Source organism: Pseudarthrobacter sp. PvP004, from assembly GCF_017876035.1.
Classification (GTDB): domain Bacteria; phylum Actinomycetota; class Actinomycetes; order Actinomycetales; family Micrococcaceae; genus Arthrobacter; species Arthrobacter aurescens_A.
In genome coordinates this window covers 2157901-2184458 of sequence record NZ_JAGINL010000001.1, presented here as the reverse complement: position 1 = coordinate 2184458, position 26558 = coordinate 2157901, and the positions used below count along the sequence as shown (strand labels likewise).

Genomic DNA, 26558 nt, shown 5'->3' with positions numbered 1-26558 from the left:
CTTCATGACTTTTGATTCCGCCAACGCATCCAAGCCTTTGTCCGTCGTCCTTGCCGGCGGCGGAACTGCCGGCCACGTCAGCCCTCTGCTGGCCATTGCCGATGCCATCAGGGAAAAGCGTCCGGAGGCTGCCATCCTTGCTGTTGGTACGCCGTCGGGCATGGAAACCCGGCTGGTCCCCGCAGCCGGGTACGAGCTCGCCACCATTGACCGTGTTCCGTTTCCGCGGAGGCCTTCAGCGGATCTCGTTAAGTTGCCGGCCCGTCTGAGCGGCGCGGTCCGGCAGGCGCGGCGCATCCTGGAGGAAGCCCGCGCGGACGTTCTGGTGGGGGTGGGTGGTTACGTCTGTACGCCGATGTACCTTGCTGCCCGGAAACTCCGGATTCCCATCGTCATCCATGAGGCCAACATGAAAGCCGGCCTGGCCAATCGCGTTGGCGCCCGGTTCAGTAACCATGTTGCCGTGGCATTTGCCGGTACCCGGTTGCGGGGTGCACGCCATGTCGGCATGCCCATGCGCCGGGCCATCTCGGGACTGGACCGGGCGGTCGCTGCGCCTGCGGCTAGGGCTGCGCTCGGCTTGGACGCACAGCGCCCTGCCCTGATCGTCACCGGCGGATCCTCGGGAGCATTAAGCATCAACCGTGCCATCACTGCAGCCCTCCCCGCGTTGGCGGCGGCCGGCGTGCAGACGCTGCACATCACGGGCAACGGCAAGGCCGTCAAGGATGACGACGGCGGCCTTCTCACCGCTGACGGCTATCGGCAGGTTGAGTACGTGGATGGCATGGAGAACGTTTACGCAGCTGCCGATGTCCTCCTCGCCCGTGCCGGTGCCGGCACCGTCAGCGAGGTAGCGGCGGTGGGAGTCCCCGCAGTGTTCGTGCCGTTGCCCATCGGCAACGGAGAGCAGGCACTGAACGCCGCTCCCTTGGTTGCGGCCGGTGGCGCCTTGATGGTGGATGACAAAGACCTCAGTCCGGAATGGCTTAGGAGCGAATTGATTCCGCTTCTGACTGACCGCAGCAGGCTCAACGAAATGGCCCGGAAATCCGAGGCCCTTGGAATCAGAAACGCCGATCAGCGCATGGCTGATCTTGTCTTGGAAGCGGTATCCGCATGACCACCAGCATCGCCGGACTCGAGTCCCTCGGGCGCGTTCACTTCATCGGAATCGGCGGAGTGGGCATGTCCGCGGTCGCACGCATCATGGTGTCGCGGGGTGTTCCGGTCAGCGGGTCGGACGTCAAGGATTTGCCGGTCATGCGTGACCTTTCCTCGGCAGGCGCACGCATTGCCGTGGGCTACGACGCAGGAAACCTGGGGGACGCGCAGACGATCGTTGCCGGCTCAGCCATCCGCGCGGATAACCCGGAGCTGGTGGCGGCCCGCGAGGCCGGGTTGCCCGTACTTCACCGTTCGGAAGCTCTGGCCGCCACTATGGCCGGGTACCGGGTGGTCACCGTGGCGGGTACCCATGGCAAATCCACTACCACGTCGATGGTTGCGGTGCTCCTCAAGGAAGCCGGCTTGGATCCCTCCTTCGCGATCGGCGCGAATGTTCCGGCACTCGGCGTCAATGCAGCACACGGGTCCTCCGACATTTTCGTGGCAGAGGCCGATGAATCGGATGGTTCGTTCCTCAACTACAGGCCATTGATTGCCGTGGTCACCAATGTCGAGGCCGACCACTTGGATCACTACGGGACGCCGGAGGCCGTGTTCGCGTCCTTCGATGACTTTGCGGCGCTGTTGCCCGCCCAGGGTGTTCTGCTGGCGTGTTCCGACGACACCGGCGCCCGGGCCTTGGCGGATCGTACAGCGTCCAAGGGGACCACACGCGTGCTGACGTATGGAACGTCCGACGACGCGGACATCCGGCTTCACGACGGCGGCCCGGGCGACGTTTCGGTTGCCCTTGACGGTGACGTCCACAAACTCGAACTGCAGGTACCTGGGCGGCACAACGCCTTGAACGCGGCAGCTGCGTTCGCCGTCGCCGTCGAACTCGGTGTGGAACCCGGCGCTGCAGCAGCAGCACTGGGCCACTTCACCGGTGCGTCGCGGCGATTTGAGCTCAAAGGCCGGGGCAGGGGAGTGCGGGTCTACGATGATTACGCACACCATCCCACGGAGGTCCGTGCAGCTTTGTCCGCGGCCCGTTCTGTGGCCGGGGACAACAAGGTGCACGTCCTCTTCCAGCCGCATCTGTTTTCGCGCACCCGTGAGTTCTCCCAGGAGTTTGCCGCCGCACTGGACTTGGCGGACACCGCATTGGTCCTGGACATCTATCCCGCCCGCGAGGACCCCATTCCGGGTGTGACAAGCACGTTGATTACCGACCATTTGGTGAACGGACGGCTGGTTTCGGCAGACGAGGCCGTTGATGCCGTGGCAGCCGTCGCAAGCGAAGGCGACGTCGTCCTGACGGTCGGTGCAGGAGACGTCACTGCCTACGGTCCAGTGATCGTGGAGGCGTTGGGTGGCTAGCACCCGCAAGCCCACCTTCAAAGCGGGAACGGAGCCGCGGCAAAGCAAAGACGCCCGTCCCGGGGGTGACTCCCCGGAGGTCATCAGTGCACAGCGTTCCGTTGAGCCTGAAGCCAAGACCTCTGAGAAAGCGGCAGCCAATGGCAAGCGCACAGGCGGTGCCTCCAAGACCGGCAAGGAATTGTCGCCGGATAACGTCATTGCTTTTCCTGAGCCGAAGAAACGCCGTCAGCGACGACTCGTGCTGTGGACGCTCTCGATTGTGGCCGTTGTGGTGGGTGTACTGATTGCAGGGGCGGTCTTCTCGCCTGTGCTCGCAGTTCGGACCATCACGGTGGACGGCACTTCCTTGCTGACGCCTGATGCGGTGCAGAAGGCCCTATCCGGCCTCGAAGGCAAGCCGTTGCCACAGGTTGGCGAGCAAGAAATCAACGAGCTCCTGAAACCATTGGTCCAGGTCCGTTCGGCCACCATGGAAGCACGGCCGCCGTCGGAGTTGCTGGTGCATGTGGATGAGCGCGTCCCGGTGGCCCTGCTGAAACAGGGGGACTCGTACGTGATGGTGGATGTGGACGGCGTGCAGCTCGGTGCGACCAAGGACTTGACCGCCGTAGCGCTGCCGTTGATCGACGCCGGCGTCGGCACAACCAACACGGAGTTGTTCAAGGCGATTGCTGCTGTGTTGGACACCTTGCCCGCGGATATCCTGGCCAGGATGTCCACTGCATCCGCAGCATCCGCGGATGCAGTTGAACTGAAACTGGTGGACGGAAAGACGGTAGTGTGGGGCAATGCCGAGGACAGGGAAATGAAGGCGAAGGCACTTGAAGCGCTCCTGAGGATGCCGGTGGACCCCAAGGTTCCCGTCAGTGTCTACGATGTCAGTGTTCCCCGGCATCCATTCACAAAATAAGCAGCATTGAGAACGTAACCTGCGGCCGGCGGTGGCCTTATTTCGCGACAATCACACGACACGCGCAAGCGGAGATTGCATGTGGGAACCAGAGGAAATACCGTCGCAGTAGAGTTACTTGACATAACTATAACCTTCAACTAGAGGGTTAAGGTCCAAGGATTCAAGTTGGACTCGATCAGTTTCGCTATAGGACACAAGCAAGGGGCACGAAACGTGGCAGCACCGCAGAATTACTTGGCCGTCATCAAGGTCGTCGGCATCGGCGGCGGTGGCGTGAACGCAGTCAACCGCATGATCGAGGTGGGCCTTCGGGGCGTCGAGTTCATCGCCATCAACACCGACGCGCAGGCGCTGCTGATGAGCGACGCCGACGTCAAGCTCGACGTCGGACGTGAGCTCACCCGCGGCCTCGGCGCCGGGGCGAACCCCGAGGTCGGCAAGCAGGCCGCAGAGGACCACGCCGATGAGATCGAAGAAGTTCTCCGCGGCGCTGACATGGTCTTCGTTACGGCAGGCGAGGGCGGTGGCACCGGAACCGGTGGCGCGCCCGTGGTCGCGCGCATCGCCCGCTCCCTCGGTGCGCTGACCATTGGCGTCGTGACCCGTCCGTTCACCTTCGAAGGCCGACGCCGTGCAGGCTCTGCCGAGGCTGGCATTGACGCTCTCCGCGACGAAGTCGACACCCTGATCGTGATCCCCAACGATCGCCTCCTGTCCATTAGTGATCGCAACGTCTCTGTCCTGGACGCTTTCCGTTCTGCGGACCAGGTGCTCCTTTCCGGTGTCCAGGGCATTACCGACCTCATCACCACTCCGGGCCTGATCAACTTGGACTTCGCTGACGTGAAGTCAGTCATGCAGGGCGCAGGATCGGCGCTCATGGGCATCGGTTCCGCCCGCGGTGAAGACCGCGCGGTCAAGGCTGCGGAACTGGCCATCGCTTCACCGCTCCTGGAGGCTTCGATCGACGGTGCCCATGGTGTCCTGCTTTCCATCCAGGGCGGTTCGGATCTTGGATTGTTCGAGATCAATGAGGCTGCCCGCCTTGTGCAGGAAGTGGCCCACCCCGAGGCAAACATCATTTTCGGTGCCGTTATTGACGACGCCTTGGGTGATGAAGCCCGCGTGACCGTCATCGCTGCAGGCTTTGACGATGTCAAGGCAACCTCGCCGTCCATGGACCAGTCCCGTCCGGCGCAGAACCCCGTACCTTCGGACCGCCCTGCCGCACCGAGCAGTGCCCCGTCCAGCGCTGCTGCACCGCAGCACGCTACGGCAGGTATCGGTGCTGCAGGCTTGAGCAACTGGGGCCAGCAGCGTCCGTCCGCCTTGCCCGCTGACTCAGGCTTCGACGTCGACCTCCCCGCAGTGGTTGAACCCGATCTGTCGGGCAGCCGCTCCGATGACCTCGACGTTCCCGACTTCCTGAAGTAAGCCACGTTCGGAGAGTCAGTACCAGGTGTTTTGGTGGCGAAATGAAGTACGGCCCGGCGTTTCTGTAGCCTTCACGGATGCAGGCGCCGGGAACCTGGCTCTCCATGTGGGGGATGACCCCGTGGATGTGATGGCGCGTCGTGCCCGGTTGGAACATGCCATTGAGATGAACTCCGAGCGTGCTGATCCAGGGCAATTCCAATATATGGATCAGGTCCACGGTAACCATGTTGAGTTCATCGCTTCTCATGGTCCCGGCCCCACTGCCGACGCCATGGTCTCGGCTGCCGAGGTATCGCCCTCAGCCAACCGACGTAACGCACAAGCCCTGGCTGTCATGGTGGCTGATTGTGTCCCCGTTGTGCTCGTTGGAACAAGCGCCCATAACAGTCCGGTCATAGCGGTTGCCCACGCCGGACGTCCCGGTGTTGCTTCGGCCGTTGTGCCAGCCACCGTGGCGGAAATGCGGCGCCGGGGTGCTGTGGATATCAGTGCCTGGCTCGGGCCGTCCATCTGTGGATCCTGTTACGAGGTACCGGAAGAGCTACGTTCTGACGTCGCAGCCAAAGTTCCCGAAACATGGTCCTCCACGTCGTGGGGGACGCCGGCCCTGGACTTGCCCGCGGGTGTTCGTGCCCAGATGGCCGCGCTGGATGTCACGGTGGAGTATTCGGGGGAGTGCACCCTGGAGAATGACTCCCTTTTCTCATACCGGCGGGACTCCCGAACCGGTCGATTTGCAGGTTTGGTGTGGACGCATGACTAGCCTTGGATACGACAATGACCAGCGGCAGGATTCGGGTGGCGACGCCCGTAGCGCCGAGCTTGCTGATCGGCTCGGACTAGTCCGCCGGCGGATAGAGGCAGCCGTTCACGCTGCAGGACGAACTGATCCGCCAAAGCTGATTGTGGTCACCAAGTTCCACCCGGCGGCCGATGTCCGCCGCCTGGTTGCCCTCGGCGTTACGGACGTCGGCGAGAACCGCGACCAGGAAGCCGCTTCCAAGAGCGTTGAGCTCGCCGACGTTGACGTCCGATGGCACTTCATCGGCCAGCTACAGAGCAACAAGGCAAAGTCCGTCGTCAAGTATGCCCACTCTGTCCAGTCGATAGACCGCCCCCAGGTTGTTGACGCTTTGGTCAAAGCCATAGCGCGGGAAAAGGGTGCCACGGGGCGAAGCGATTTGGACTGTTTCATCCAAGTCAGTTTGGACGACGACGCCGGGGCGCACCGCGGCGGTGCAGACCCGTCAGATGTTGAGGTACTTGCAGAAAAAATTGAGTCAGCAGACGGGCTCCGGTTGTCCGGGCTGATGGCCGTGGCTCCGCTGGGGGCTGATCCGAATGCGGCGTTTGAGAAACTTGCCGGAATTTCCGAGGCGCTGCGTGCCGTTCATCCCGCCGCAACCGGTATTTCTGCCGGGATGAGCCAGGACTTGGAAGCTGCGGTGACGTTCGGGGCGACACACCTGAGAATTGGCTCCGATATTCTCGGTTCCCGTCCGGCCGTGGGGTAGCGTCAAAGTATTGGAATGACGGGCCGGGGTTCCAATAATGTCAAGTCATGGCGGCCCGCCTACTGCAGAACTGATAGGAGTGCACCATGGCTGGCGCTCTGCGCAAGACAATGATCTATCTTGGGCTCGCCGACGGCGATGAACACTACGAATCTGAGCAGTCCGTCGCCACGCACCACGACGAAGAACGCCCCCAGGCACAGGAACGGGAAGAGCGCCGTGCGCCTGCTCCCGTCCGGGAAGTTGTCCGTGAAATGCCCACTGTTGATGCCGAAGAGGAATACCGCGCACCCGTGACACCCATCAAGCGTGCGGCGTCCAGCCGCGAAGATGCCTCGGGCCTGAGGCAGATCACCACCGTTCACCCGCGTTCATACAATGATGCAAAGGTCATCGGTGAGAGCTTCAGGGATGGCATTCCAGTCATCATGAACGTCACCGATATGGGTGAAGCTGATGCCAAGCGCCTCGTGGACTTCTCAGCCGGCCTTGTTTTTGGCCTGCACGGCAGCATCGAAAGGGTGACCAACAAAGTCTTCCTGCTGTCGCCGTCGTATGTTGAGGTCATCGGTGATGACAAGAAGGCCAGCGAAACGCAGGCCAGTTTCTTCAACCAGAGCTGACAACAGTCTTTTCGCGGATGCCAGGCGGGTCAACCTGCCTGGCATCTGTGTTGCAATAGTAGGGACCGATCCGCATTCCGGAACAAGTGGGAGATCTGAGCTAACTCGTGGGCATTGTTTTCGGCCTTATCTATATTGTGTTGTTGCTGTTCTTCATTGCCCTGATCATCCGGCTCATCTTCGAATGGGTCCAGATGTTCGCCCGCCAGTGGCGTCCCAGGGGTGTGGCGTTGGTTACAGCTCATGTGGTCTACTCCGTAACGGATCCTCCGCTCAGCCGGCTCCGTAGACTGATACCACCCCTCCAACTGGGCGGAATATCCCTGGATCTGGGCTTCCTGATCCTGATTATTGCCGTCAGCATTGCCATGGCAGTAACCAACAGCTTGGCGTAGCTGCTCCGCGGAACCCGGGCCACCGATGGTCCATAGGCCGCAAATTCTCCAAATCAACACGATGGTGTTGAATTGGAGGAACAAGATGATATTTAGGTACCGTAGTTTTGAACGGCCGGAAGGCCTACTGACTAACTAGACCAACGAGGTGACCAGATGGCTTTGACGCCAGAAGACGTTGTCAACAAGCGCTTTCAGCCGACCAAGTTCCGCGAAGGCTACGACCAGGATGAGGTTGATGACTTCCTCGACGAGATCGTTGTTGAACTTCGCCGCTTGAACCAGGAGAACGACGAACTTCGCAAGAAGCTCGGCGAAGCCGGATCGGCTGTTCCCGCAGCAACGGCTGCGGCCCCTGTTGTCGAGAAGGTTCCGGCCCCGGTCAAGGTTGACAAGGAAGCCGAGGCAAAGGCTGAAGCCGAAGCCAAGGCCGCCGAAGCTGCCAAGAAGAAGGAAGCCGAGCAGGCTGCAGCTGCCGCTGCAGCTCCCAAGGCACCCGCTGCAAGCAACGGCGTCACCCCTTCCGCTGAGTCCGCTGCGGGCCTGCTTGCGATGGCACAGCAGATGCACGACAAGCACGTTTCCGACGGTGCGCAGCAGAAGGAAAAGATCATTGCCGAGGCTCAGATCGAGGCTTCCAGCCTCGTCAACGACGCCCAGGAGAAGTCCCGCAAGATCCTTGGTGCCCTTGAGCAGCAGCGCTCCGTTCTCGAGCGCAAGGTTGAGCAGCTCCGTGGCTTCGAGCGCGACTACCGTTCACGCCTGAAGGCCTACATCGAAGGTCAGCTCCGCGACCTCGACGCCCGTGGTTCCGTCGCTGCCCCTGAGGTTGGCGAAGCAACGGCCGACGTTTAGCAAGTATTCTGAAAGCCGGTGGCTGAGGACTCCTCGGCCGCCGGCTTTCGCTGTTAAAGCTGACATCAGCTAAAAACTGAAGGCAGCTGGAAATTGACAGCAGCCCACCACGCTTCCCGAATGAAAGCACTATGACCGACGACTTCACCGCTGAATCCACACAGCCGACGCCTGCCGGGCGCCGCAAGTGGCGTCCTGCCATGCTTTGGCTTTTTGCCGGCTTCGCCGTGTTCGCCTACGTTTTTGACCAGCTCACCAAACTCTGGGTGACCAGCACCATGACGGAGGGTGAGCGCATTCCAGTGCTGCCGCCGCTGCTGCACTGGTACTACATCCGTAACTCCGGGGCGGCGTTTTCCATCGGCGAGAACGTGACGTGGATCTTCACCATCGTCATGGCAGCCGTTTCCGTGGCCATCCTCTTTCAGTTGCGAAAGTTGGGCTCTGCCTGGTGGGCGCTGTCGCTGGGACTGCTGCTGGGAGGTGCCCTCGGCAACCTGACCGACCGCCTTTTCCGGGAGCCGTCCTTTGCCATGGGCCACGTGGTGGACTTCATCCAATTGCCAAACTTCGCCATCTTCAACATCGCAGACTCGGCCGTGGTGTCCGGCGTCGTCATTATCTGTCTCCTGACGCTGCGAGGCGTGGGCATGGACGGGACGCGCCATGTGGCCGCGCCCAAGCCGGCCAAGGATGCCAAGCCTGCCGGCGGCACTACCGGGGAGCCTGCTGGTGAGTAAATCCGTGGTGGTCCCCGAAGAGCTGGCCGGGGCCCGCGTTGACGCCGGCCTTGCCCGGCTTCTGGACATTTCCCGGTCCGCGGCGGCGCTGCTGATTTCCGAGGGAAACGTCACCAGCGGCGGAGTTCCCCTGGGTAAATCGGCAAAGCTCGTTGCCGGCGCAGTGCTTGATGTCACGGTTCCCGAGCGGCCGGATCCCTTGGAAGTCGTGGAGGAAGTTGTGGAAGGCCTGAAGATCCTGTTGGACGACGAGGATTTCGTTGTCATCGACAAGCCTGTGGGGGTTGCTGCCCACCCCTCTCCCGGCTGGGTAGGTCCCACAGTGGTGGGAGGCCTGGCCGGCGCCGGGTACAGGATTTCGACGTCAGGGGCTCCGGAGCGGGCGGGTATCGTACACAGGCTGGATGTGGGCACGTCGGGTGTCATGGTGGTGGCCAAAACCGAGCATGCCTACACCGTGCTGAAGAGGGCCTTCAAGGAACGCACCGTGGAGAAGGTCTATCACGCAGTGGTTCAAGGGCTGCCTGATCCGCTCGAGGGCACCATTGATGCGCCGATCGGACGCCACCCGGGCCATGACTGGCGTTTCGCCGTCATCGAGGACGGTCGACCCTCAGTGACCCACTACGAGGTCCTGGAGGCCTTCGGTAAGGCAACCCTGGTGGAAGTGCATCTGGAAACCGGCCGCACCCATCAGATCCGCGTGCACTTCTCCGCGTTGCGGCATCCGTGTGCCGGAGATCTCACCTATGGTGCGGACCCGCGGCTGGCTGCGAACCTGGGGCTGACCCGACAATGGCTGCACGCCCGTCAACTTGGATTCACCCACCCCCGCACGGGCGATTGGGTTGAAGTCAGCAGCGAATACCCGGCCGACCTCCAGTACGCCTTGGATCTGCTGGCTACAGGTTCCGCATAGACAGGATTCACTGCCCGGGTCCGACTTCTGTCTGAGGCGGGACGGTAGACTGTCGTGGTGACTTCCAGCAATGATTCGTTCGTCCACCTGCACACCCACACCGAATACTCCATGCTGGATGGAGCCGCCCGGCTCGGTGAGTTGTTCGATGAGACCGAACGCTTGGGCATGCCGGCGCTGGCCACCACGGACCACGGGTATTTGTTCGGCGCATTCGACTTTTGGCGCAAGGCCACGGACAAGGGCATCAAGCCGATCATCGGCGTCGAAGCCTACGTAACCCCTGGTACCGCCCGCGGGGACAAAGAACGCGTGCGCTGGGGCGACGAAAGCCAGCGCAAGGACGATGTCTCGGGTGGTGGCTCGTACACCCACATGACGCTTCTGAGCTATAACAACGTAGGCATGCGCAACCTGTTCAGGGCGTCATCCATTGCCTCCTTGGACTCTGTCTTTGGTAAGTGGCCCCGGCTGGACAGGGAACTGCTCAACACCTACTCCGAGGGCTTGATAGCCACCACCGGGTGCCCTTCCGGAGAAGTTCAGACCAAGCTGCGGCTCGGCCAATACCGCGAGGCCGTCGAAGCCGCAGCGGAGTTCCGTGACATTTTCGGAGCAGAAAACTACTTCTGTGAATTGATGGACCACGGGCTGGACATTGAGCGGCGCGTTACCGGCGATCTCCTGCGCCTGGCCAAGGAACTCAACCTTCCGCTGGTGGCCACCAATGACCTTCACTACACGCACGAACACGACGCCAAGGCCCACGAGGCCTTGTTGGCTATCCAGTCCGGTTCCACGCTCCTGGAACCGACGTATGACAACGGGGGTTCCCGCTTCGCGTTCTCCGGCAGCGGCTACTACCTGAAGTCTCCGCAGGAGATGAGGGAGCTGTTCCGTGATCACCCGGAGGCCTGCGATAACACGCTGCTCATCGCCGAGCGCTGCGAAGTTTCGTTCAACACCGGCGCCAACTACATGCCACGCTTCCCTTGTCCTCCCGGGGAAGACGAGACCTCCTGGCTGGTCAAGGAAGTAGATACCGGCCTGAAGTACCGCTATCCGCAGGGTATTCCGGACAAGGTCCGCAAGCAGGCGGACTATGAGCTCGGCGTCATCACCTCCATGGGATTCCCCGGGTACTTCCTGGTGGTTGCCGACTTCATCAACTGGGCGAAGAACAACGGGATCCGCGTGGGTCCCGGCCGTGGATCCGGTGCAGGCTCCATGGTGGCCTATGCCATGCGCATCACCGACCTCGACCCCCTGCAGCACGGCCTCATCTTTGAACGCTTCCTCAACCCGGACCGCGTTTCCATGCCCGACTTCGACGTCGACTTCGATGATCGCCGCCGCTCCGAGGTGATTGACTACGTCACCAAGAAGTACGGCGACGAGCGCGTGGCAATGATCGTCACCTACGGAACCATCAAGACCAAACAGGCGCTCAAGGATTCCTCACGTGTGCTGGGATATCCGTTCAGCATGGGGGAGCAACTGACCAAAGCCCTTCCGCCTGCCGTCATGGCCAAGGACATTCCCTTGGCGGACATCCAGAACCCGGAATCCAAGCGTTACAGCGAAGCCGGGGATTTCCGCCAGCTGATCGCTACCGATCCCGAAGCCGCCAAGGTGTTCGAGACCGCGCTCGGCATCGAGGGCCTGAAGCGCCAGTGGGGTGTTCACGCCGCCGGCGTCATCATGTCCTCGGACCCCATCATCGATGTCATTCCCATCATGCGCCGCTTCCAAGACGGCCAGGTCATCACCCAGTTCGACTATCCGACGTCCGAAGGCCTTGGCCTGATCAAGATGGACTTCCTGGGCCTCCGAAACCTGACGATCATTTCGGATGCCCTGGAAAACATCAAGATGAACCGCGGCGTTGACCTGGACCTGGAAAACCTGGAACTCGACGACGCTGCGTCCTATGAGCTCCTGGCACGCGGTGACACCTTGGGTGTGTTCCAGCTGGACGGCGGCCCCATGCGGTCCCTGCTCAAGCTCATGAAGCCTGACAACTTCGAAGACATCTCCGCAGTTCTTGCGCTCTACCGTCCCGGGCCCATGGGCGCCAACGCCCACACCGACTACGCCCTGCGCAAGAACGGGATCCAGGAAGTCATTCCCATCCACCCGGAGTTGGAAGAACCGCTCAAGGAAATCCTTGGCGGCACCTTCGGCCTGATCGTGTATCAGGAGCAGGTTATGGCTGTGGCCCAGAAGCTGGCGGGTTACTCGCTCGGCCAAGCCGACATCCTCCGCCGCGCCATGGGTAAGAAGAAGAAGTCCGAGCTGGACAAGCAGTTTGCCGGCTTCTCCCAAGGCATGCAGGATAACGGCTACTCCATGGCCGCCGTTAAGACGCTGTGGGACATTTTGCTCCCGTTCTCCGACTACGCCTTCAACAAGGCCCACTCGGCAGCTTATGGAGTCATCTCCTACTGGACGGCCTATTTGAAGGCGCACTACGCGCCGGAGTACATGGCCGCCCTGCTGACGTCCGTGGGTGACGATAAGGACAAGTCCGCCATTTACCTCAACGAGTGCCGTCGAATGGGCATCACGGTCCTCCCGCCGGATGTCAACGAATCATCGTTGAACTTCACCCCAGTGGGAACGGATATCCGCTTCGGCATGGGCGCCATCCGCAATGTGGGTGTCAACGTGGTGGATGCCATGGTGGCCGCCCGAAAATCCGAGGGCAAATACACGTCCTTCAAAGACTTCCTCCTGAAGGTGCCTGCCGTGGTGTGCAACAAGCGCACCATCGAATCCTTGATCAAAGCCGGAGCGTTCGACTCACTCGGCCATCACCGGCGTGCTTTGGCGATGATCCATGAAGAAGCCATCGATTCCGTGATCACGCTCAAGCGCAACGAGGCCATTGGCCAGTTCGATCTCTTCGCAGGCTTTGAAGACCAGGAGCCGGAGGCATCGCTGACAACGGAAATTCCGGACCTGCCCGAGTGGGAGAAGAAGGATAAGCTGTCCTTTGAACGGGACATGCTGGGACTTTACGTTTCGGACCATCCGCTGCAGGGACTTGAGGGCGTCCTCAGCCAGCACGCGGAACAGTCCATTACGTCGATTATCGCCGAGGACGGACCGCACGACGGCGCTATAGTCACCATTGCGGGCATGATCACCTCGCTGAGCCGCAGGATCGCCAAGGCCAGCGGAAACGCCTACGCCCGGGCAGAAATCGAAGACCTTGGCGCTTCCATGGAAGTCATGTTCTTCGGCCAGGTGTACGGGCCCATCGCTTCGGTCCTGGCTGAAGACTTGATCGTTGTGGTCAAGGGCCGGCTCCAGCGCCGCGATGACGGAGCGGTCACGTTGAACTGCATGGAGCTTTCCGTCCCGGACCTCAGTGAAAGCGTGAACGGTCCCGTGGTCATCACCATTCCTACGTTCAAGGCTACCGAGGCAGTAGTGACGGACCTGCGTGATGTGCTGCGCACCCACCGCGGAAACTCAGAGGTCCGGCTCAAATTGATGGGTGATACGAAGGTGGAAGTCATGGGCTTGCCGGTTCACATGCGAGTGAATCCCAGTCCATCACTCTTTGGCGACTTGAAGGTCCTGCTGGGACCTGCCTGCCTGGATAACTAAATCTCGCTGCTTCGACTAGATTTCATAGTCGATCGGCGTGGGTTTGCTATAGCTGCCGCTGTGGTAAAGCAGGGGAGTACCGTTATCGCCAACTTGCCCGTCGACAACTTCGACCACCACAACGGCGTTGTTCTCGAAAGACAGACGCATTTGAATCCTGCCCACGAGCCAGCCGCTGACGTCCTTGAGAATGGGCACGTCGTGGGGACCTGGTTCCCAGTGGTCGCCGTCGAAGCGGTCGCGGGTCCGTGCGAAGCGATTGGCGAGGGCTTGGTTTTCCAGCCCCAGCATGTGGACTCCTATGTACTCCGCATTGGCCACAGCCGGCCAGGAACTGGAGCTCCTGGCCATGTTGAACGTGAAGCGGGGAGGCTCGGCGGACAGGGAAGCCACGGAGGTGGCGGTGAAACCAAAGGGGCTTCCGTTGAGGTTGGCCGTGATGATGGCTACTCCTGCGGCATGCCGACGGAACATCTCCCTGAACGTCTGCTCGAAGCCGGATGGTTCGCTTGGCACGTCGGTTTTTCTCCTGAATCGGGGCTGCACTTCTCTCCTTCAGAGTATTCCTCCCGAACTGCGAGCCCCACATTTTTGTTGAGTCGGCGTGAACCTTTGTTAATGTGAGTTGCATGACCGAGCCCACCGTGCACGACCCAGCCGTTGCAGATCCGATGTCCGACTCCAAGCGGTGGCGCTCGAAAGACGTCCTCTGGCTGGTCCTTCCGGCGGCCTCGGGTGTGGTTGCCGGCGTGCTCTGGTGGCTTCTGGCTCCGGGTGGGCTGAATCTGGTCTCGGGCAATCCGGATCTGGCGAATGCGGCAAATCCTGATTCCTGGCTACCGCGCGACTTGGTCCTCGGAGCTCTGATGCTCCTTGCAGGGTGCCTCACCGGCGTGATGCTGGACGGAAAGCTGCAGGGTGACGGAGCCGGCAGGCGTCTGGCTTTCGCCCTCATCGGAGGTGCTTTGGGCGCTCTCATCGCGTGGTTGGTCGGGCTGCTCGCCGCCCAGTTGCTGGGGCCAGCGCCGGATCCGGCACTTGGCCCAGGGTTTGGCTTTACGCTCCGCTCCTACGCTGTACTGGTTCTATGGCCTGCTGCCATCGCGTTTATCACGTTCGTTCTGGCGCTGTTCGGGGTTCTGTCAAAGAAGACCGTAAAATAGCGGGGTGACCACTTCCTCGGATACTTCCGCCCCCACCACTGACGCCCTGAACTTCCGAAGCATCGACTTCCGGGGCCGCCACCTTTCGTTGGCGGAACTTCGCGCAGCTGTGCCAAGGGCGCAGCATCAGACAATGGCGGACGCGGAGCAGAAGGTCTTGGACATCATTGCCGATGTCCGCAGCCGGGGCTTCGCCGCCTTGGGTGAGCTGGCGAAGAAGTTCGACGGCGTGGTGCAGTCCCACCCCCGGGTTCCGGCGGAGGCCCTCACCCAAGCGCTGACCGATCTCGATCCGAAGGTCCGTGCGGCCCTGGAGGAGTCCATCAAGCGCGCCCGCCAGTTTGCTGACCAGCAGCGGCCCGCCAATGTGGATGTACAACTTGGCGACGGCGCCGTCGTCAGCCAAAACTGGATACCAGTGGGACGCGTTGGGCTCTACGTTCCCGGCGGACTCGCCCCTTTGGCGTCATCAGTCATCATGAATGTCGTCCCCGCAGTTGCCGCCGGCGTTGAGTCCATTGCACTGGCCTCTCCTCCGCAGAAAGACTTCGGTGGCCTACCTCACCCCACCATCCTGGCCGCAGCGAAGCTGTTGGGCATCGACGAGGTGTACGCCATCGGTGGTGCGCAGGCCATTGTGTCGTTTGCCTACGGAATCCCGGGAACCGACGATGAACTGCCCCTTGAGCCTGTTGACGTGGTTACAGGCCCCGGAAACATTTTTGTGGCCACAGCCAAACGACTCGTCAAGGGTGTGGTGGGCATCGACTCCGAGGCTGGAACCACTGAGATCGCCATCCTCGCCGACTCCACGGCGCAGGCCCCGTTGGTGGCCGCCGACCTCATCAGCCAGGCGGAGCACGATCCCAAAGCAGCTTCCGTCCTGGTGACGGACTCCGCGGAACTGGCTGACGCCGTCGTGCTTGAACTGTCACGGCAGGCCGCTGCAACAAAGCACAGTGCCCGCGTCCTTGAGGCGCTGTCCGGACCACAGTCCGGTGTGGTGCTGGTGGATGATCTTGAGCAGGGGATCGCGGTTTGCAATGCCTACGCCGCTGAACACCTGGAGATCATGACGGCGAACGCACCCACTGTTGCATCGCGGATCCGCAACGCGGGGGCGATCTTCGTGGGCGACTTCAGCCCGGTGAGCCTGGGGGACTACTGCGCAGGTTCCAACCACGTGCTGCCCACCAGCGGAACCGCGGCATTCTCTTCGGGCCTCAACGTCACCACGTTCCTCCGGGCGGTCCAGGTCATCAACTATGACCGCGCTGCGTTGGAGCAAGTCAGCGGACACATTGTGAGCCTGTCGGGCGCCGAAGACCTGCCGGGTCACGGTGACGCTGTCCGAATTCGCTTCGCTTAGGGGCGCAAACCACTACATATATGGGCACACACCACTACATGTAGTAATTACACGCTTGTCATTACGGTGTGGCGAACCGTAAACTGGTGCCGGAAGTGAAACTTCCGGCACCTTTTGCGTATCCGGCGTCCTGCCGCATCGATTCCGTGCCGGAGCTGTCAGGGGAGGCCCAGCGTGTATTGTCCGTTCTGCCGGAATCCCGACTCCCGCGTCGTCGATAGCCGCATGGCAGACGACGGCTCCTCCATTCGCCGCCGCCGCCAGTGCCCGGAATGCGGACGCCGCTTCACCACAGTGGAGACCACCAGCTTGTCCGTGATCAAGAGGTCGGGCGTCGGCGAGCCGTTCAGCCGGATCAAGGTCATCAGCGGAGTCCGCAAGGCATGCCAGGGACGCCCGGTCACCGAGGACGATCTTGCCATGCTGGCCCAGGAAGTCGAGGAGAATATTCGTTCCTCAGGCGCGGCGGAGATCGATGCCCATGAAGTGGGCCTTGCCATTCTAGGACCGCTTCGGAAGCTTGATGAAGTGGCGTACCTTCGTTTTGCCAGTGTCTATCAGGCGTTCGAATCCTTGGAAGACTTCGAATCGGCCATCTCGCTGCTTCGCCATGAGGCAGAAGCGGCCAAGGCAGGCGCCAAAAAAGCCACAGGTTCAGAAAAGAGCCAACTCTAGCTCCGGTGGCGGCAGCGGAGGGGAAGCCGCAGCCACCACCGGCACCAATCCGGGATCGGGTCTAGCGCCCGCCGGACACGGGAAGCACTGCTCCGGTAATGTAGCCGGCGTCCTCCGACATCAGCCACATCACGGCCGCAGCCACCTCTTCCGGTTCGGCTCCGCGACCCATCGGTATGGTTGGGTTGAGCCTCTCCACCCGGTCCGGCATTCCGGCCGCTGCATGAAGGCCGGTGTTGGTGCTTCCAGGGGCAACGGCGTTGACCCGGATACCTTGCTTGGCCACTTCGGCTGCCAAACCTAGCGTCAAGACATCTACTGCGCCCTTGGTGGCCGCGTAGTGGACCCAAGTTCCGGGGGACCCGGCCTTGGTGGCTGTGGAGGAGATGTTGACGATGGATCCACCGATGCCGCCATTGTCCGTGGAGAGTCTCCGAACTGCTTCTTGGCACATGAAGATCATTCCCGCGACGTTGACATCAACAACCCGTTGCACGGTCTCCGCCGGAACTTCCACGAGCGTGCCGATAAGGTTCCCCGTGATGGCGGCGTTGTTGATGACGGCGGTCAGAGGACCCCAGCCAGCGGCTTCGTCGAACATACGCACGACGTCGTCCGGTTGGCTGACATCGGCTTGTATGGCACGGGCCTTCCCTCCGTGGGCCAGGATGTCGTTAACCGTCGTCTCCGCGCCCTGGCCATCCGCCGAGTAATTGACCATGACGTGATACCCGGCGGCCGCCGCGGCCTGTGCCACGGCGGCTCCGATCCCACGGCTGGCGCCGGTGACGATCGCGACGTCGGGCTTGCCGTTCCGGCTACCGGTCCTGCTGCCTGTCATGCCGCTATTACTTCGCGAGCTTGTGGTGCAATGCGACCTCGAGAGCGGCACCGACGATGCCGGCGTCATTCTTCAATTTAGCGGTGACGATCTTGGTCCGCAGTTCGAGGTGCGGGAAGTACTCGTCGGAGCGCTTCGAAATGCCGCCACCCACAATGAAGAGTTCGGGGGAGAACAGGAACTCCACGTGCTGGAGGTAGCGGTTGAGAAGGACCCCGTACTCGTCCCAGCTGAGGCCATCGCGTTCGCGTGCCACGGCGGATGCCTTGGTCTCGGCGTCGTGTCCGTCCACTTCAAGGTGGCCTAGCTCGGCATTGGGGACCAACTGTCCGTTGAAGATGAAGGCCGATCCTATGCCGGTACCCAGTGTGATCACCAGGACAGTGCCGTCCACGCCCTCGCCGGCTCCGTAGCGGGCTTCAGCGAGGCCGGCCGCGTCGGCATCATTGATGACCTCTACGGGGCGGCCGAGGCGCTTGGTGAACGCGGCATCGATGTCGGTGCCGAGCCAGGTCTTGTCGACGTTTGCCGCAGAGTTGACCACGCCGTGCTGGATGATGCCGGGGAACGTGACACCCACGGGTGAGTCGGCTGCCGGAGCGTCGGGGCGGCTGGAGAGTTCCTCAACGATTTGGGCGACAACCTCGGCCACGGCCTCCGGAGTGGCGGGCTGCGGAGTGGGAACGCGGAAGCGGTCGCCAATCAGCTTGCCCTTCTTCAGGTCGACAATGCCGCCCTTGATGCCGGTGCCGCCGATGTCGATACCGATCAAAGGGGCGTTCTTATGGGTCTTCTCATCCTTCTTGGACAATGCATTTCCGATCATGGCAGGAGGGGATGGGCATGGCGCAGCCGCCCGGGCTGCGAGGACCTTCCGGAGAGCTCAGGGAAGGGTAAGGATTTCCGCGCCGGTCTCGGTGACCAGCAGGGTGTGTTCGAATTGGGCCGTTCGTTTGTGGTCCTTGGTGACGACCGTCCAGTCGTCGGCCCACATATCCCATTCGATGGTGCCGAGCGTCAGCATGGGTTCGATGGTGAAGACCATGCCTGCCTCGATCACGGTGTTGTACGCCGGGGCTGCGTCGTAATGCGGAATGATGAGACCGGTGTGGAAGGCCTCACCCACGCCGTGGCCGGTGAAATCCCGTACTACGCCATAGCCGAAGCGTTTGGCGTAGGACTGGATGGCACGGCCGATTACGTTGATTTCGCGGCCAGGGGCCACGGCCTTGATGGCCCGGTTGAGCGACTCCTGCGTACGCTCAACCAGCAAACGGGATTCTTCGTCCACGTCGCCAACAAGGAAAGTGTAATTAGTGTCCCCATGCACGCCGTTGATGAAGGCAGTGATGTCAATGTTCAGGATGTCGCCATCCTGCACCACGGTTGAGTCAGGGATTCCGTGGCAGATGACCTCGTTGAGCGAGGAGCACAGGGACTTGGGGAAGCCCCTGTAGCCGAGCGTGGACGGGTAGGCGTTGTGGTCCAGAAGGAACTCGTGCCCTACTTTGTCCAAGTGGTCCGTGGTGACGCCGGGCTGAATGTGCTTGCCTACCTCCACGATCGCTTGTGCCGCGATCTTCCCGGCAATCCGGATCTTCTCGATGGTCTCCGGAGACTTCACCTCGGAGCCTGTGAACTTGGCGGGTGCTTTCTTGCCGACGTACTCGGGCCTGGGAATCGACGCCGGTACGGGTCGTTCAGGGCTGATGGTTCCCGGGGTGAGGGCGCCAATGGGTGCAGTCGAAGCAAGAGAAGGCATAGATTGATCATATAAGGCACACAAGAGACGTAAGTAACAAAGTGTGGCCGGGTTCCTGTGACCCCGCCAACGTTACGCGTTGAAGGGCCCGAGGATCGAGGAGGAGACGTGACGGAGTACTGGTACAACGTCAAGACGCATGAGATCGAAGAGGACGCGATGTCCGATTGGACCCAGCTGATTGGCCCTTATAAAACCAGGGAAGAAGCCGAGCACGCCTTGGAAAAGGTCAAAGCACGCAATGATGCCTGGGATGCCCAGGATGACGACTAGCCAGGATGCCTAGAAGGAATGCTCCGGTCCGGGGAACTGGCCGGACCGGACATCCTCACCATAGGCGGCAGCGGCATCGCTCAGTGTGGTGCGAAGGTCTGCGTACTGCTTGACGAACTTGGCCATTTTGCCGCCCCGCAAACCTGCCATGTCCTGCCATACGAGAACCTGGCCGGTGGTGGTCTTGCCAGCGCCAATACCGACGGTGGGCACCCGCAGTGCGGCGTCGACGGCGGCTGCTGTCTCGGCAGGCACCATTTCCATGAGGACGCTGAAGGCGCCTGCGTCCTGCAACGCGACGGCGTCGTCCACGAGCCGCTGGGCGTCATCGCCGCGGCCTTGGACGCGGTAGCCGCCAAGGGAGTGCTCGCTTTGCGGTGTGAATCCGATGTGAGCCATGACGGGAATGCCTGCTTGGACCATGGCCCTCACAGTGTCCGCGTAGTAGGCGGTTCCCTCAATCTTGACCGCGTGCGCCAGTCCTTCTTTCAGGAACCGTACTCCGGTGGCCACTGCCTGCCCGGGGGAAACCTCGTAGCTGCCGAAAGGCAGGTCCGCCACGATCAGCGCACGCTTCGCCGACCGGCTCACGGCACGTGTGAGGGGAAGGAGCTCGTCCACGGTGACGGGAAGGCTCGTCTCGTTGCCGTACACGTTGTTGGAAGCCGAGTCGCCCACCAGGAGGACTTCGATTCCCGCCTGGTCAAAGATTTCAGCGGTGTACTGCTCATATGCCGTCAGCATGGCGAAGTGTTCGCCGTTGTCCTTGGCCTGCTGCAGGTGGTGAATCCGGACCCTGCTGATCGGCTTCCTGCCGGCTGCTGATGCCGCTTGCGCCGCTGCTGCTGGACCGGTGCCGTAGGGTGCGGGAACTTCGGCGGGCGTGGTGGACTCAGGAAGGTTGCTCGGGGCCATGGATAGAGCCTAAGCGGTGCCGACGGAGGCTGCCACCAGTGTGCTGGGCGTCACCTTATGTAAACGCTGTGTTACGCGGAGCTTCCGCTGCGGCATTAGCACGGAACTCTTAGTAGAGTGAAGGCTGAGCTGCCGTGGCTTCTATCCCTTGAAACCAGCGGCATGGACACTGAACCGGAAAAGAGGCCCTATGGACCGCCAGCAAGAGTTCGTTCTGCGGACGATCGAAGAGCGTGACGTGCGCTTCGTACGCTTGTGGTTCACCGACGTCGTGGGTTCGCTTAAATCGGTGGCGCTTGCGCCCGCCGAAGTTGAGGGCGCCTTTGAAGAGGGCCTTGGCTTTGACGGTTCCGCCATTGAGGGCCTCGCCCGCGTGTTCGAGTCGGACATGCTCGCGCAGCCGGACCCCTCCACCTTCCAGATCCTGCCGTGGCGTGGCGAGACCGAGCAGACATCGCGGATGTTTTGCGACGTCCTCACTCCCGACGGTGAGCCCTCTGCGGCGGACCCCCGCAACGTCCTCAAGAGGACCCTTGCCAAGGCCGCCGACATGGGTTTCACCTGCTACACCCACCCCGAGATTGAGTTCTACCTGTTGAAGTCCAAGGAGTTGGGCCCTGACGGTGCTCCTGTTCCCGTGGACGAAGGCGGCTACTTTGACCACGTACCGGGCGGCGTAGCGCAGGACTTCCGCCGTACCGCCGTCACCATGCTCGAGTCCGTGGGCATCTCCGTGGAGTTCAGCCACCACGAGGGCGGTCCGGGCCAGAACGAGATTGACCTCCGTTATGCGGATGCCCTCCAGACCGCGGATAACATCATGACGTTCCGCACGGTCATCAAGGAAGTCGCCCTTCAGCAGGGCACGTACGCCACCTTCATGCCCAAGCCGTTCACGGACCACCCCGGTTCCGGCATGCACACCCACTTCTCGCTCTTCGAAGGCGACACCAACGCGTTCTTCGAAGCCGGAGCCGAGTTCCAGCTGTCCAAGACGGCGCGCCAGTTCATTGCCGGAATCCTGAAGCACGCCCCGGAGTTCACGGCGGTCACCAACCAGTTCGTGAATTCCTACAAGCGCCTTTGGGGCGGCGGCGAGGCACCGAGCTACTTGAGCTGGGGCCACAACAACCGCTCGGCATTGGTGCGCGTTCCGCTGTACAAGCCCGGCAAGGGCCAGTCCGCACGCATCGAATACCGGGGCATCGACAGCGCAACCAACCCCTACCTGGCCTACGCCGTACTTCTCGGTGCCGGCTTGAAGGGTATTGAGGAAGGCTATGAACTTCCGGCTGCAGCCGAAGACGATGTCTGGTCGCTGACCACTGCGGAGCGCAGGGCCATGGGGCATGCGCCGTTGCCGGCCAGCCTCCACGATGCCATTCGCGCCATGGAGGAATCCGAACTGGTGGCCCAGATTCTGGGGGAGCAGGTGTTCGAGCACTTCCTGCGCAACAAGCGTGCAGAGTGGCAGGACTACCGCCTTCAGGTCACCCCGTACGAGTTGCAGCGCAACCTCGGCATTCTCTAGGCAGGGCCAATGAGCCTCGCGCGTCGGCTCATCTCAGCCGGATTCAGTGACCTCGAAAAGGGCGAACGGTTTCTTGCTGCCCCGGAACTTGACGGGATCGACGAGGACGCCTTGTTCGCCGGGCTGTCCTTGTCGGCCAGCCCGGATACCGCTCTCCAGTCCCTGGTCAGGCTGATTGAGAAGAATCCGGGGCTAAAGAAGCTGGCTGCGGCTGATCAGGACACCAGCGAGCCTATGTATCGGCTCCTGGGTGCCTCGGAGGCGCTGGGGGAGTTTCTCATGCGCCGGCCGGAGCATCTGGATGTCTTCAATGTCCGGGTCAGTCCGGAGCCGCTCCAAGCATCCTATGAAGAGCTCCGGGCGATGCTGCTGCGCTCCGTGAAAGCCGAGCCCGGCGCACAGCGCCCGGTAGCCGGGATAACCGGCCTGCCGGCATACGCAGCCTTGCGGAGCGCGTACCGCCGCGGTTTGACGGAGCTTGCCATCAAGGACATCTGCGCGGCATCACCAACGGACTTCATGCCTGCAGTTGGTGCCGAGTTGGCAGATCTCGCCGGTGCTGCCATTGAGGCCGCCCTCGCGGTATCCCGGGCGGAAGCTGCAGCCCAGTTCGACGCAGCCGAGATCGCAGACATCGGGCTTGCCGTCATTGGCATGGGTAAGTGCGGCGCCCGGGAGCTGAACTACATTTCCGACGTCGATGTCATCTATGTCATCGAGGCAGGGGAGGTGGACGACGCACGCGCGTCCACCATAGGCACCGCCCTCGCGTCCGGTATCTCCAGGGCGATCTCCTCTTCTGCGCCGGAACCAGGCCTGTGGGAAGTCGACGCCAATCTTCGTCCGGAAGGAAAGTCCGGGCCGCTGGTTCGCACCCTTCCCTCGCACTTGAGCTATTACGCCCGGTGGGCCGAAAGTTGGGAGTTCCAAGCACTGCTGAAGGCGCGGACCATTGCCGGCGACCAGGAACTCGGTCAGCGCTACGAGAAGGCCGTGGAACCGCTGGTCTGGGCATCCGCAGGACGTGAGGGCTTTGTGGAGTCGGTCCAGGCCATGCGCCGCAGGGTGACCGACTACATTCCGGCAGCCGAAGAACAGCGTCAAATCAAGCTGGGGCGCGGTGGCCTCCGCGATGTTGAATTCACGGTGCAGTTGCTGCAATTGGTACACGGAAAGTCTGACGAGTCACTTCGGTGCCGTGACACCACGTCTGCTATTGCGGCGTTGTCTGCCGGTGGTTACATCGGCCGGACTGACGCAGCGGCCTTCGACAATGCCTACCGCTATTTGCGTCTCCTGGAACACAGAATTCAGCTGTTCCAACTGCGTCGAACCCACCTCATGCCTGTCACCGAGGATGCCCAGCGCTTCCTTGCAAAGGCCGTCCTGGGTCCGTTTGCGCTGGAGCGACCCCATCCCGACCAGCTGATGGCCACCTGGCAAAAAACCAAGAAGGCCGTCCGCGAACTGCACGAGCGGATCTTCTACAGGCCGCTGCTCAACACCGCGGCAAAGCTGAGCAGCGAGGACGCGAAGCTCAGCCCGGAGGCAGCCCAAGGTCGTCTTGCAGCGCTTGGTTACGTGGACCCCCAAGGTGCCATGCGGCACATCGAAGCACTCACCGCGGGCGTCAGCCGGCGTGCGGCACTGCAGCGGCAGCTCCTGCCGATCCTCCTGGGGTGGCTCGCCGAGGGCGTTGATCCCGACGCCGGACTGCTCGCCTTCCGTAGGGTCAGCGAAGCCCTTGGAACCACCCACTGGTATTTGGGCCTGCTCCGGGATTCCCAAGCGGCAGCCGAGCGACTCTGCCAGGTGCTGGCTAATTCCCGCCTGATTTCGGACCTGTTGGAAGTATCGCCGGAGTCCGTTGCCTGGTTGGGCAGCGACAAAGAACTGGCACCGGTTCCTTTTGAAGCCCAGTGGCACGAAATCCGGTCCAAGCTTTCCCGTCATGAGGATCCCGAGAGTGCCATGAGGCTGATCCGGTTGATCCGGCGTCGCGAAATCCTGCGCACCGCGGTCGCGGATAGCGCCGGGTTGCTGGACCAGGATGCCGTGGGACTGGCCTTGGCCGAGACGGACCGGGCGGCCGTTCTAGGGGCGTTGCATGTAGCGGAGTCCGTCATCGCGGCGACTGGTCCTTTGAAAACCGATGTCCTGGTGGTGGCGATGGGCCGGCAGGGTGGCCGCGAGATTGGCTACGGCTCGGACGCGGACGTCATCTACGTGCACCGTGCCCGTCCCGGGTTCACTGATGCTGAGGCCCAGGAACAGGCGACGGCGATCGTCGCCAAGCTTTCCAGCTTCCTCACCCAGCCGCTCAAGCCCGCGATCATGGCCGAACGAGTGCTCATGGTGGATGCCGACCTGCGGCCTGAGGGCAAGAACGGTGCCATGGTGCGGTCTCTGGACTCCTATGCGGAGTACTACCGACGGTGGTCCCTGATTTGGGAGGCGCAGGCACTGCTGCGGGCCCGCCCGATGGCAGGCTCGGACGATCTTGCCGACGACTTCGTACGCCTCATCGATCCCATCCGGTACCCCGAGCAACTCGCGGAGCAGGACGTCCGGGAGATCCGCCGTATCAAGGCCAGGGTGGAGTCCGAGCGTCTGCCTCGTGGCGCCGATCCCGCCAGGCACGTCAAGCTTGGCCGAGGCGGCCTGAGCGACGTCGAATGGCTGGTTCAGTTGCTTCAACTCCAGCATGCAGGCAAGCACCCGGAGCTGCGGACTTCGTCCACTCTGGACGCCCTGGCTGCTGCGGAAAAGCTGGAACTTATCGCTGAAGACGACGCCCAGCTCCTGCGGGAAGCGTGGAGACTCGCCAGCCGCATTCGTTCCGCGAATGTCATTGTGACGGGACGGGCATCGGATCTTTTGCCATCATCGCGCAAGGACCTCGAGGCCGTGGCACGCTGGTGCGGATACGAACCCGGGAACGCGGGCCACTTCGAAGAGGACTATCTGAGGCTTAGTCGTCGCGCCAGGGGCGTTTTTGAGAAAGAGTTCTACGGCAACTGAGGCGTGGAGGCGGAGGCTTTTTCCCGGGCATGCCGCAGCATGGCGACCACCGCGGCTCCTGGCGTCAACGCGCCGTCAATGACGTATCCCTCCTCGCGGTCCTTAAGTGTCTCCACCATTTGTTGGCGCCATGACAGCAGTTCACCGAGGTAAGCAGGCGCTTGGGCGAGGTTGGTCCTCTCCTGGGGATCGGCGTCGAGATTGAACAGTTCTTCAGTCCCTTCACCGGAACCCCAAATGTATTTGTGGTGGCCATCGGTCAACCAGTGCAGGTTCTGGCCCCAGTACACGTGTTCGCCGTGAAGGACATCCCTGACGGCTCCGGTGCTCTCGCCCCGGACGATGCTTGCCAGTGATTCTCCGTCCACGGAATCCGGGATGGGCAACCCGGCGAGGTCCAACAGCGTGGGCATGATGTCCCTGAGTTCCACCACGTGGTCCACCACCGTTCCGCGTGCGGCCTGCTGAGCGGACGGGGTATTGGCGATGATGAACGGTACCCGGGTGGATCCTTCGTAAGGGACCGCCTTGCGGAACATATGGTGATCACCCATCATTTCGCCGTGGTCGCTGGTGAAGGCGATCACGGTGTTGTCATGCAGGCCGAAGTCGGCCAGTGACTCCTTGATCCGGTTGACCTGCAGGTCGATCTGGGCCATCAGCCCGTAGTAGCCCGCCCTGGCTCTGTGGACAACGTGGTCAGGGATCCTGCCGTAGCTGGCTTGGTAGTTTCCGTCCTGCCGATGCTCGTCCCAGTGCTGTTCCCAGTTACCTTCCACCGGTTCATACGCCGGTATGTTGAGGTACTGTTCGAAGGCCCACGACGGCGGATCGTACGGTGGGTGCGGGCGGTGAAAGGAAAGGTAGAGGAAGAAGGGCTTTACAGGATCGCGCCGGTGCATCCATTCGATGGCCTGCGTGCCGATCCAATGCGTGGGATGCAGATTCTCGGCTTTGTCCCAAGGACGGGCGACAATCGAATTGCAATTGACGCCGTGATCAAAATACTCGGCGTCCGGACCCATCCCGGGTTGGCGTCGGAGCCACGGCACGTAGTCATCAAACATGGCGAAGTTCTGATGGTGTTCCTGCCTGGCATGGTGAAGGTATCCGTCGTGCAGGACAACGTCATCAAAGTCGAGCCTGGAGCGTTCCGGCCACACGTGCATCTTTCCGATGGCCTGGGTGTGATAGCCGCCTTTCCTGAATTCGCCTTGCAGCGTCACTGGATGGACGGCATGAAAAGGTACGCCGTCGTTGTACCCGACGCGGCCATGCCTTTCCTGTGATTGGCCGGTAAACAATGCCGCGCGGGCAGGTACGCATGACGGTGTAGCAGAATAGCCCTTGGAGAACCGGACACCGTTTCGGGCAAGGTCGTCCAGGTGCGGTGTCTCCACATAGGGGTGGCCGTCCGAGGACAAGCAGTCGCCCCTCCACTCATCGACGCAAATGAGAATGACGTTGGGCTTGCTCATCGGAAGTGGTCCCTTGGTCGTCGGAA

The 26558-nt window shown here is 61.9% G+C and carries 24 protein-coding genes; 18 read left to right on the top strand and 6 right to left on the bottom strand.

Annotated features, from left to right (window positions below; genetic code table 11):
- Positions 1–4: 4 nt before the first annotated feature.
- From murG to dnaE, 12 genes are all read left to right on the top strand, one after another.
- Complete coding sequence (gene murG, locus J3A64_RS09845; RefSeq protein ID WP_210064211.1) at positions 5–1123, top strand: undecaprenyldiphospho-muramoylpentapeptide beta-N-acetylglucosaminyltransferase; 1119 nt, start codon at positions 5–7, stop codon at positions 1121–1123.
- The gene (murC, locus tag J3A64_RS09840) at positions 1120–2490 is read left to right on the top strand and encodes a UDP-N-acetylmuramate--L-alanine ligase (protein ID WP_210064210.1); all 1371 of its coding nucleotides are present in this window, start codon (positions 1120–1122) and stop codon (positions 2488–2490) included. Before murG ends, murC begins: the two co-directional genes overlap by 4 nt.
- Positions 2483–3403, top strand: a complete 921-nt coding sequence (locus J3A64_RS09835) for an FtsQ-type POTRA domain-containing protein (protein ID WP_011774418.1) — start codon at positions 2483–2485, stop codon at positions 3401–3403. The genes murC and J3A64_RS09835 overlap by 8 nt, the downstream gene beginning before the upstream one ends.
- A 216-nt stretch (positions 3404–3619) precedes the next feature.
- Positions 3620–4840, top strand: a complete 1221-nt coding sequence (gene ftsZ, locus J3A64_RS09830) for a cell division protein FtsZ (protein ID WP_011774419.1) — start codon at positions 3620–3622, stop codon at positions 4838–4840.
- A 25-nt stretch (positions 4841–4865) separates the two neighbouring features.
- A complete protein-coding gene (locus J3A64_RS09825) occupies positions 4866–5606 on the top strand; it encodes a polyphenol oxidase family protein (protein ID WP_014921367.1) in 741 nt (246 codons plus the stop codon).
- Entirely contained in the window at positions 5599–6357 is a 759-nt protein-coding gene (locus J3A64_RS09820; protein WP_011774421.1) for a YggS family pyridoxal phosphate-dependent enzyme, read from the top strand. Before J3A64_RS09825 ends, J3A64_RS09820 begins: the two co-directional genes overlap by 8 nt.
- Positions 6358–6443: 86 nt before the next feature.
- Positions 6444–6980: a cell division protein SepF gene (locus J3A64_RS09815; RefSeq protein ID WP_011774422.1), complete on the top strand. Its 537-nt coding sequence runs from the start codon at positions 6444–6446 to the stop codon at positions 6978–6980.
- A 107-nt stretch (positions 6981–7087) separates the two neighbouring features.
- The gene (locus J3A64_RS09810) at positions 7088–7375 is read left to right on the top strand and encodes a YggT family protein (protein ID WP_011774423.1); all 288 of its coding nucleotides are present in this window, start codon (positions 7088–7090) and stop codon (positions 7373–7375) included.
- Positions 7376–7531: 156 nt separating this feature from the next.
- The gene (locus J3A64_RS09805; RefSeq protein ID WP_011774424.1) at positions 7532–8230 is read left to right on the top strand and encodes a DivIVA domain-containing protein; all 699 of its coding nucleotides are present in this window, start codon (positions 7532–7534) and stop codon (positions 8228–8230) included.
- Between the two features lie 131 nt (positions 8231–8361).
- Positions 8362–8970, top strand: coding sequence for a signal peptidase II (lspA, locus tag J3A64_RS09800; RefSeq protein ID WP_011774425.1), 609 nt, complete (start codon positions 8362–8364; stop codon positions 8968–8970).
- Complete coding sequence (locus J3A64_RS09795) at positions 8963–9889, top strand: RluA family pseudouridine synthase (protein WP_210064209.1); 927 nt, start codon at positions 8963–8965, stop codon at positions 9887–9889. Before lspA ends, J3A64_RS09795 begins: the two co-directional genes overlap by 8 nt.
- Before the next feature lie 57 nt (positions 9890–9946).
- Positions 9947–13504, top strand: a complete 3558-nt coding sequence (dnaE, locus tag J3A64_RS09790) for a DNA polymerase III subunit alpha (protein ID WP_043470021.1) — start codon at positions 9947–9949, stop codon at positions 13502–13504.
- Positions 13505–13519: 15 nt separating this feature from the next.
- On the opposite strand, the gene J3A64_RS09785 is transcribed toward dnaE, so the two are convergent.
- On the bottom strand, positions 13520–14020 hold the full coding sequence (locus J3A64_RS09785; protein WP_011774428.1) for a flavin reductase family protein: 501 nt from the start codon (positions 14018–14020) through the stop codon (positions 13520–13522).
- Between the two features lie 113 nt (positions 14021–14133).
- Between J3A64_RS09785 and J3A64_RS09780 the strand changes: the two genes are divergently transcribed.
- From J3A64_RS09780 to nrdR, 3 genes are all read left to right on the top strand, one after another.
- Positions 14134–14667, top strand: a complete 534-nt coding sequence (locus J3A64_RS09780) for a hypothetical protein (protein ID WP_014921369.1) — start codon at positions 14134–14136, stop codon at positions 14665–14667.
- 4 nt (positions 14668–14671) lie between these two features.
- Positions 14672–16036, top strand: coding sequence for a histidinol dehydrogenase (hisD, locus tag J3A64_RS09775; protein ID WP_210064208.1), 1365 nt, complete (start codon positions 14672–14674; stop codon positions 16034–16036).
- A 174-nt stretch (positions 16037–16210) separates the two neighbouring features.
- Positions 16211–16711, top strand: coding sequence for a transcriptional regulator NrdR (nrdR, locus tag J3A64_RS09770; protein WP_011774431.1), 501 nt, complete (start codon positions 16211–16213; stop codon positions 16709–16711).
- A gap of 61 nt (positions 16712–16772) precedes the next feature.
- Here nrdR and J3A64_RS09765 read toward each other — a convergent pair whose 3' ends face one another.
- From J3A64_RS09765 to map, 3 genes are all read right to left on the bottom strand, one after another.
- Complete coding sequence (locus tag J3A64_RS09765; RefSeq protein WP_210064207.1) at positions 16773–17552, bottom strand: SDR family oxidoreductase; 780 nt, start codon at positions 17550–17552, stop codon at positions 16773–16775.
- 7 nt (positions 17553–17559) lie between these two features.
- The gene (gene ppgK, locus J3A64_RS09760; RefSeq protein WP_043470023.1) at positions 17560–18363 is read right to left on the bottom strand and encodes a polyphosphate--glucose phosphotransferase; all 804 of its coding nucleotides are present in this window, start codon (positions 18361–18363) and stop codon (positions 17560–17562) included.
- Between the two features lie 72 nt (positions 18364–18435).
- On the bottom strand, positions 18436–19314 hold the full coding sequence (map, locus tag J3A64_RS09755) for a type I methionyl aminopeptidase (protein ID WP_014921373.1): 879 nt from the start codon (positions 19312–19314) through the stop codon (positions 18436–18438).
- 108 nt (positions 19315–19422) lie between these two features.
- On the opposite strand from map, the gene J3A64_RS09750 reads away from it, so the two are divergent.
- A complete protein-coding gene (locus J3A64_RS09750) occupies positions 19423–19587 on the top strand; it encodes an SPOR domain-containing protein (RefSeq protein ID WP_011774435.1) in 165 nt (54 codons plus the stop codon).
- A 9-nt stretch (positions 19588–19596) separates the two neighbouring features.
- Here the strand turns inward: J3A64_RS09750 and panB are convergent, their stop codons facing one another.
- The gene (panB, locus tag J3A64_RS09745; protein ID WP_011774436.1) at positions 19597–20502 is read right to left on the bottom strand and encodes a 3-methyl-2-oxobutanoate hydroxymethyltransferase; all 906 of its coding nucleotides are present in this window, start codon (positions 20500–20502) and stop codon (positions 19597–19599) included.
- A 190-nt stretch (positions 20503–20692) separates the two neighbouring features.
- On the opposite strand from panB, the gene glnA reads away from it, so the two are divergent.
- Together glnA and J3A64_RS09735 are read left to right on the top strand one after the other, a co-directional pair.
- The gene (gene glnA / locus J3A64_RS09740) at positions 20693–22033 is read left to right on the top strand and encodes a type I glutamate--ammonia ligase (protein ID WP_011774437.1); all 1341 of its coding nucleotides are present in this window, start codon (positions 20693–20695) and stop codon (positions 22031–22033) included.
- 9 nt (positions 22034–22042) lie between these two features.
- A complete protein-coding gene (locus J3A64_RS09735) occupies positions 22043–25054 on the top strand; it encodes a bifunctional [glutamine synthetase] adenylyltransferase/[glutamine synthetase]-adenylyl-L-tyrosine phosphorylase (protein WP_210064206.1) in 3012 nt (1003 codons plus the stop codon).
- Here the strand turns inward: J3A64_RS09735 and J3A64_RS09730 are convergent.
- Positions 25042–26532 (bottom strand): arylsulfatase, encoded by a 1491-nt coding sequence (locus J3A64_RS09730; RefSeq protein WP_011774439.1) that lies wholly within the window; start codon positions 26530–26532, stop codon positions 25042–25044. The two genes, J3A64_RS09735 and J3A64_RS09730, sit on opposite strands and share 13 nt — an antisense overlap.
- Between the last annotated feature and the right edge of the window lie 26 nt (positions 26533–26558).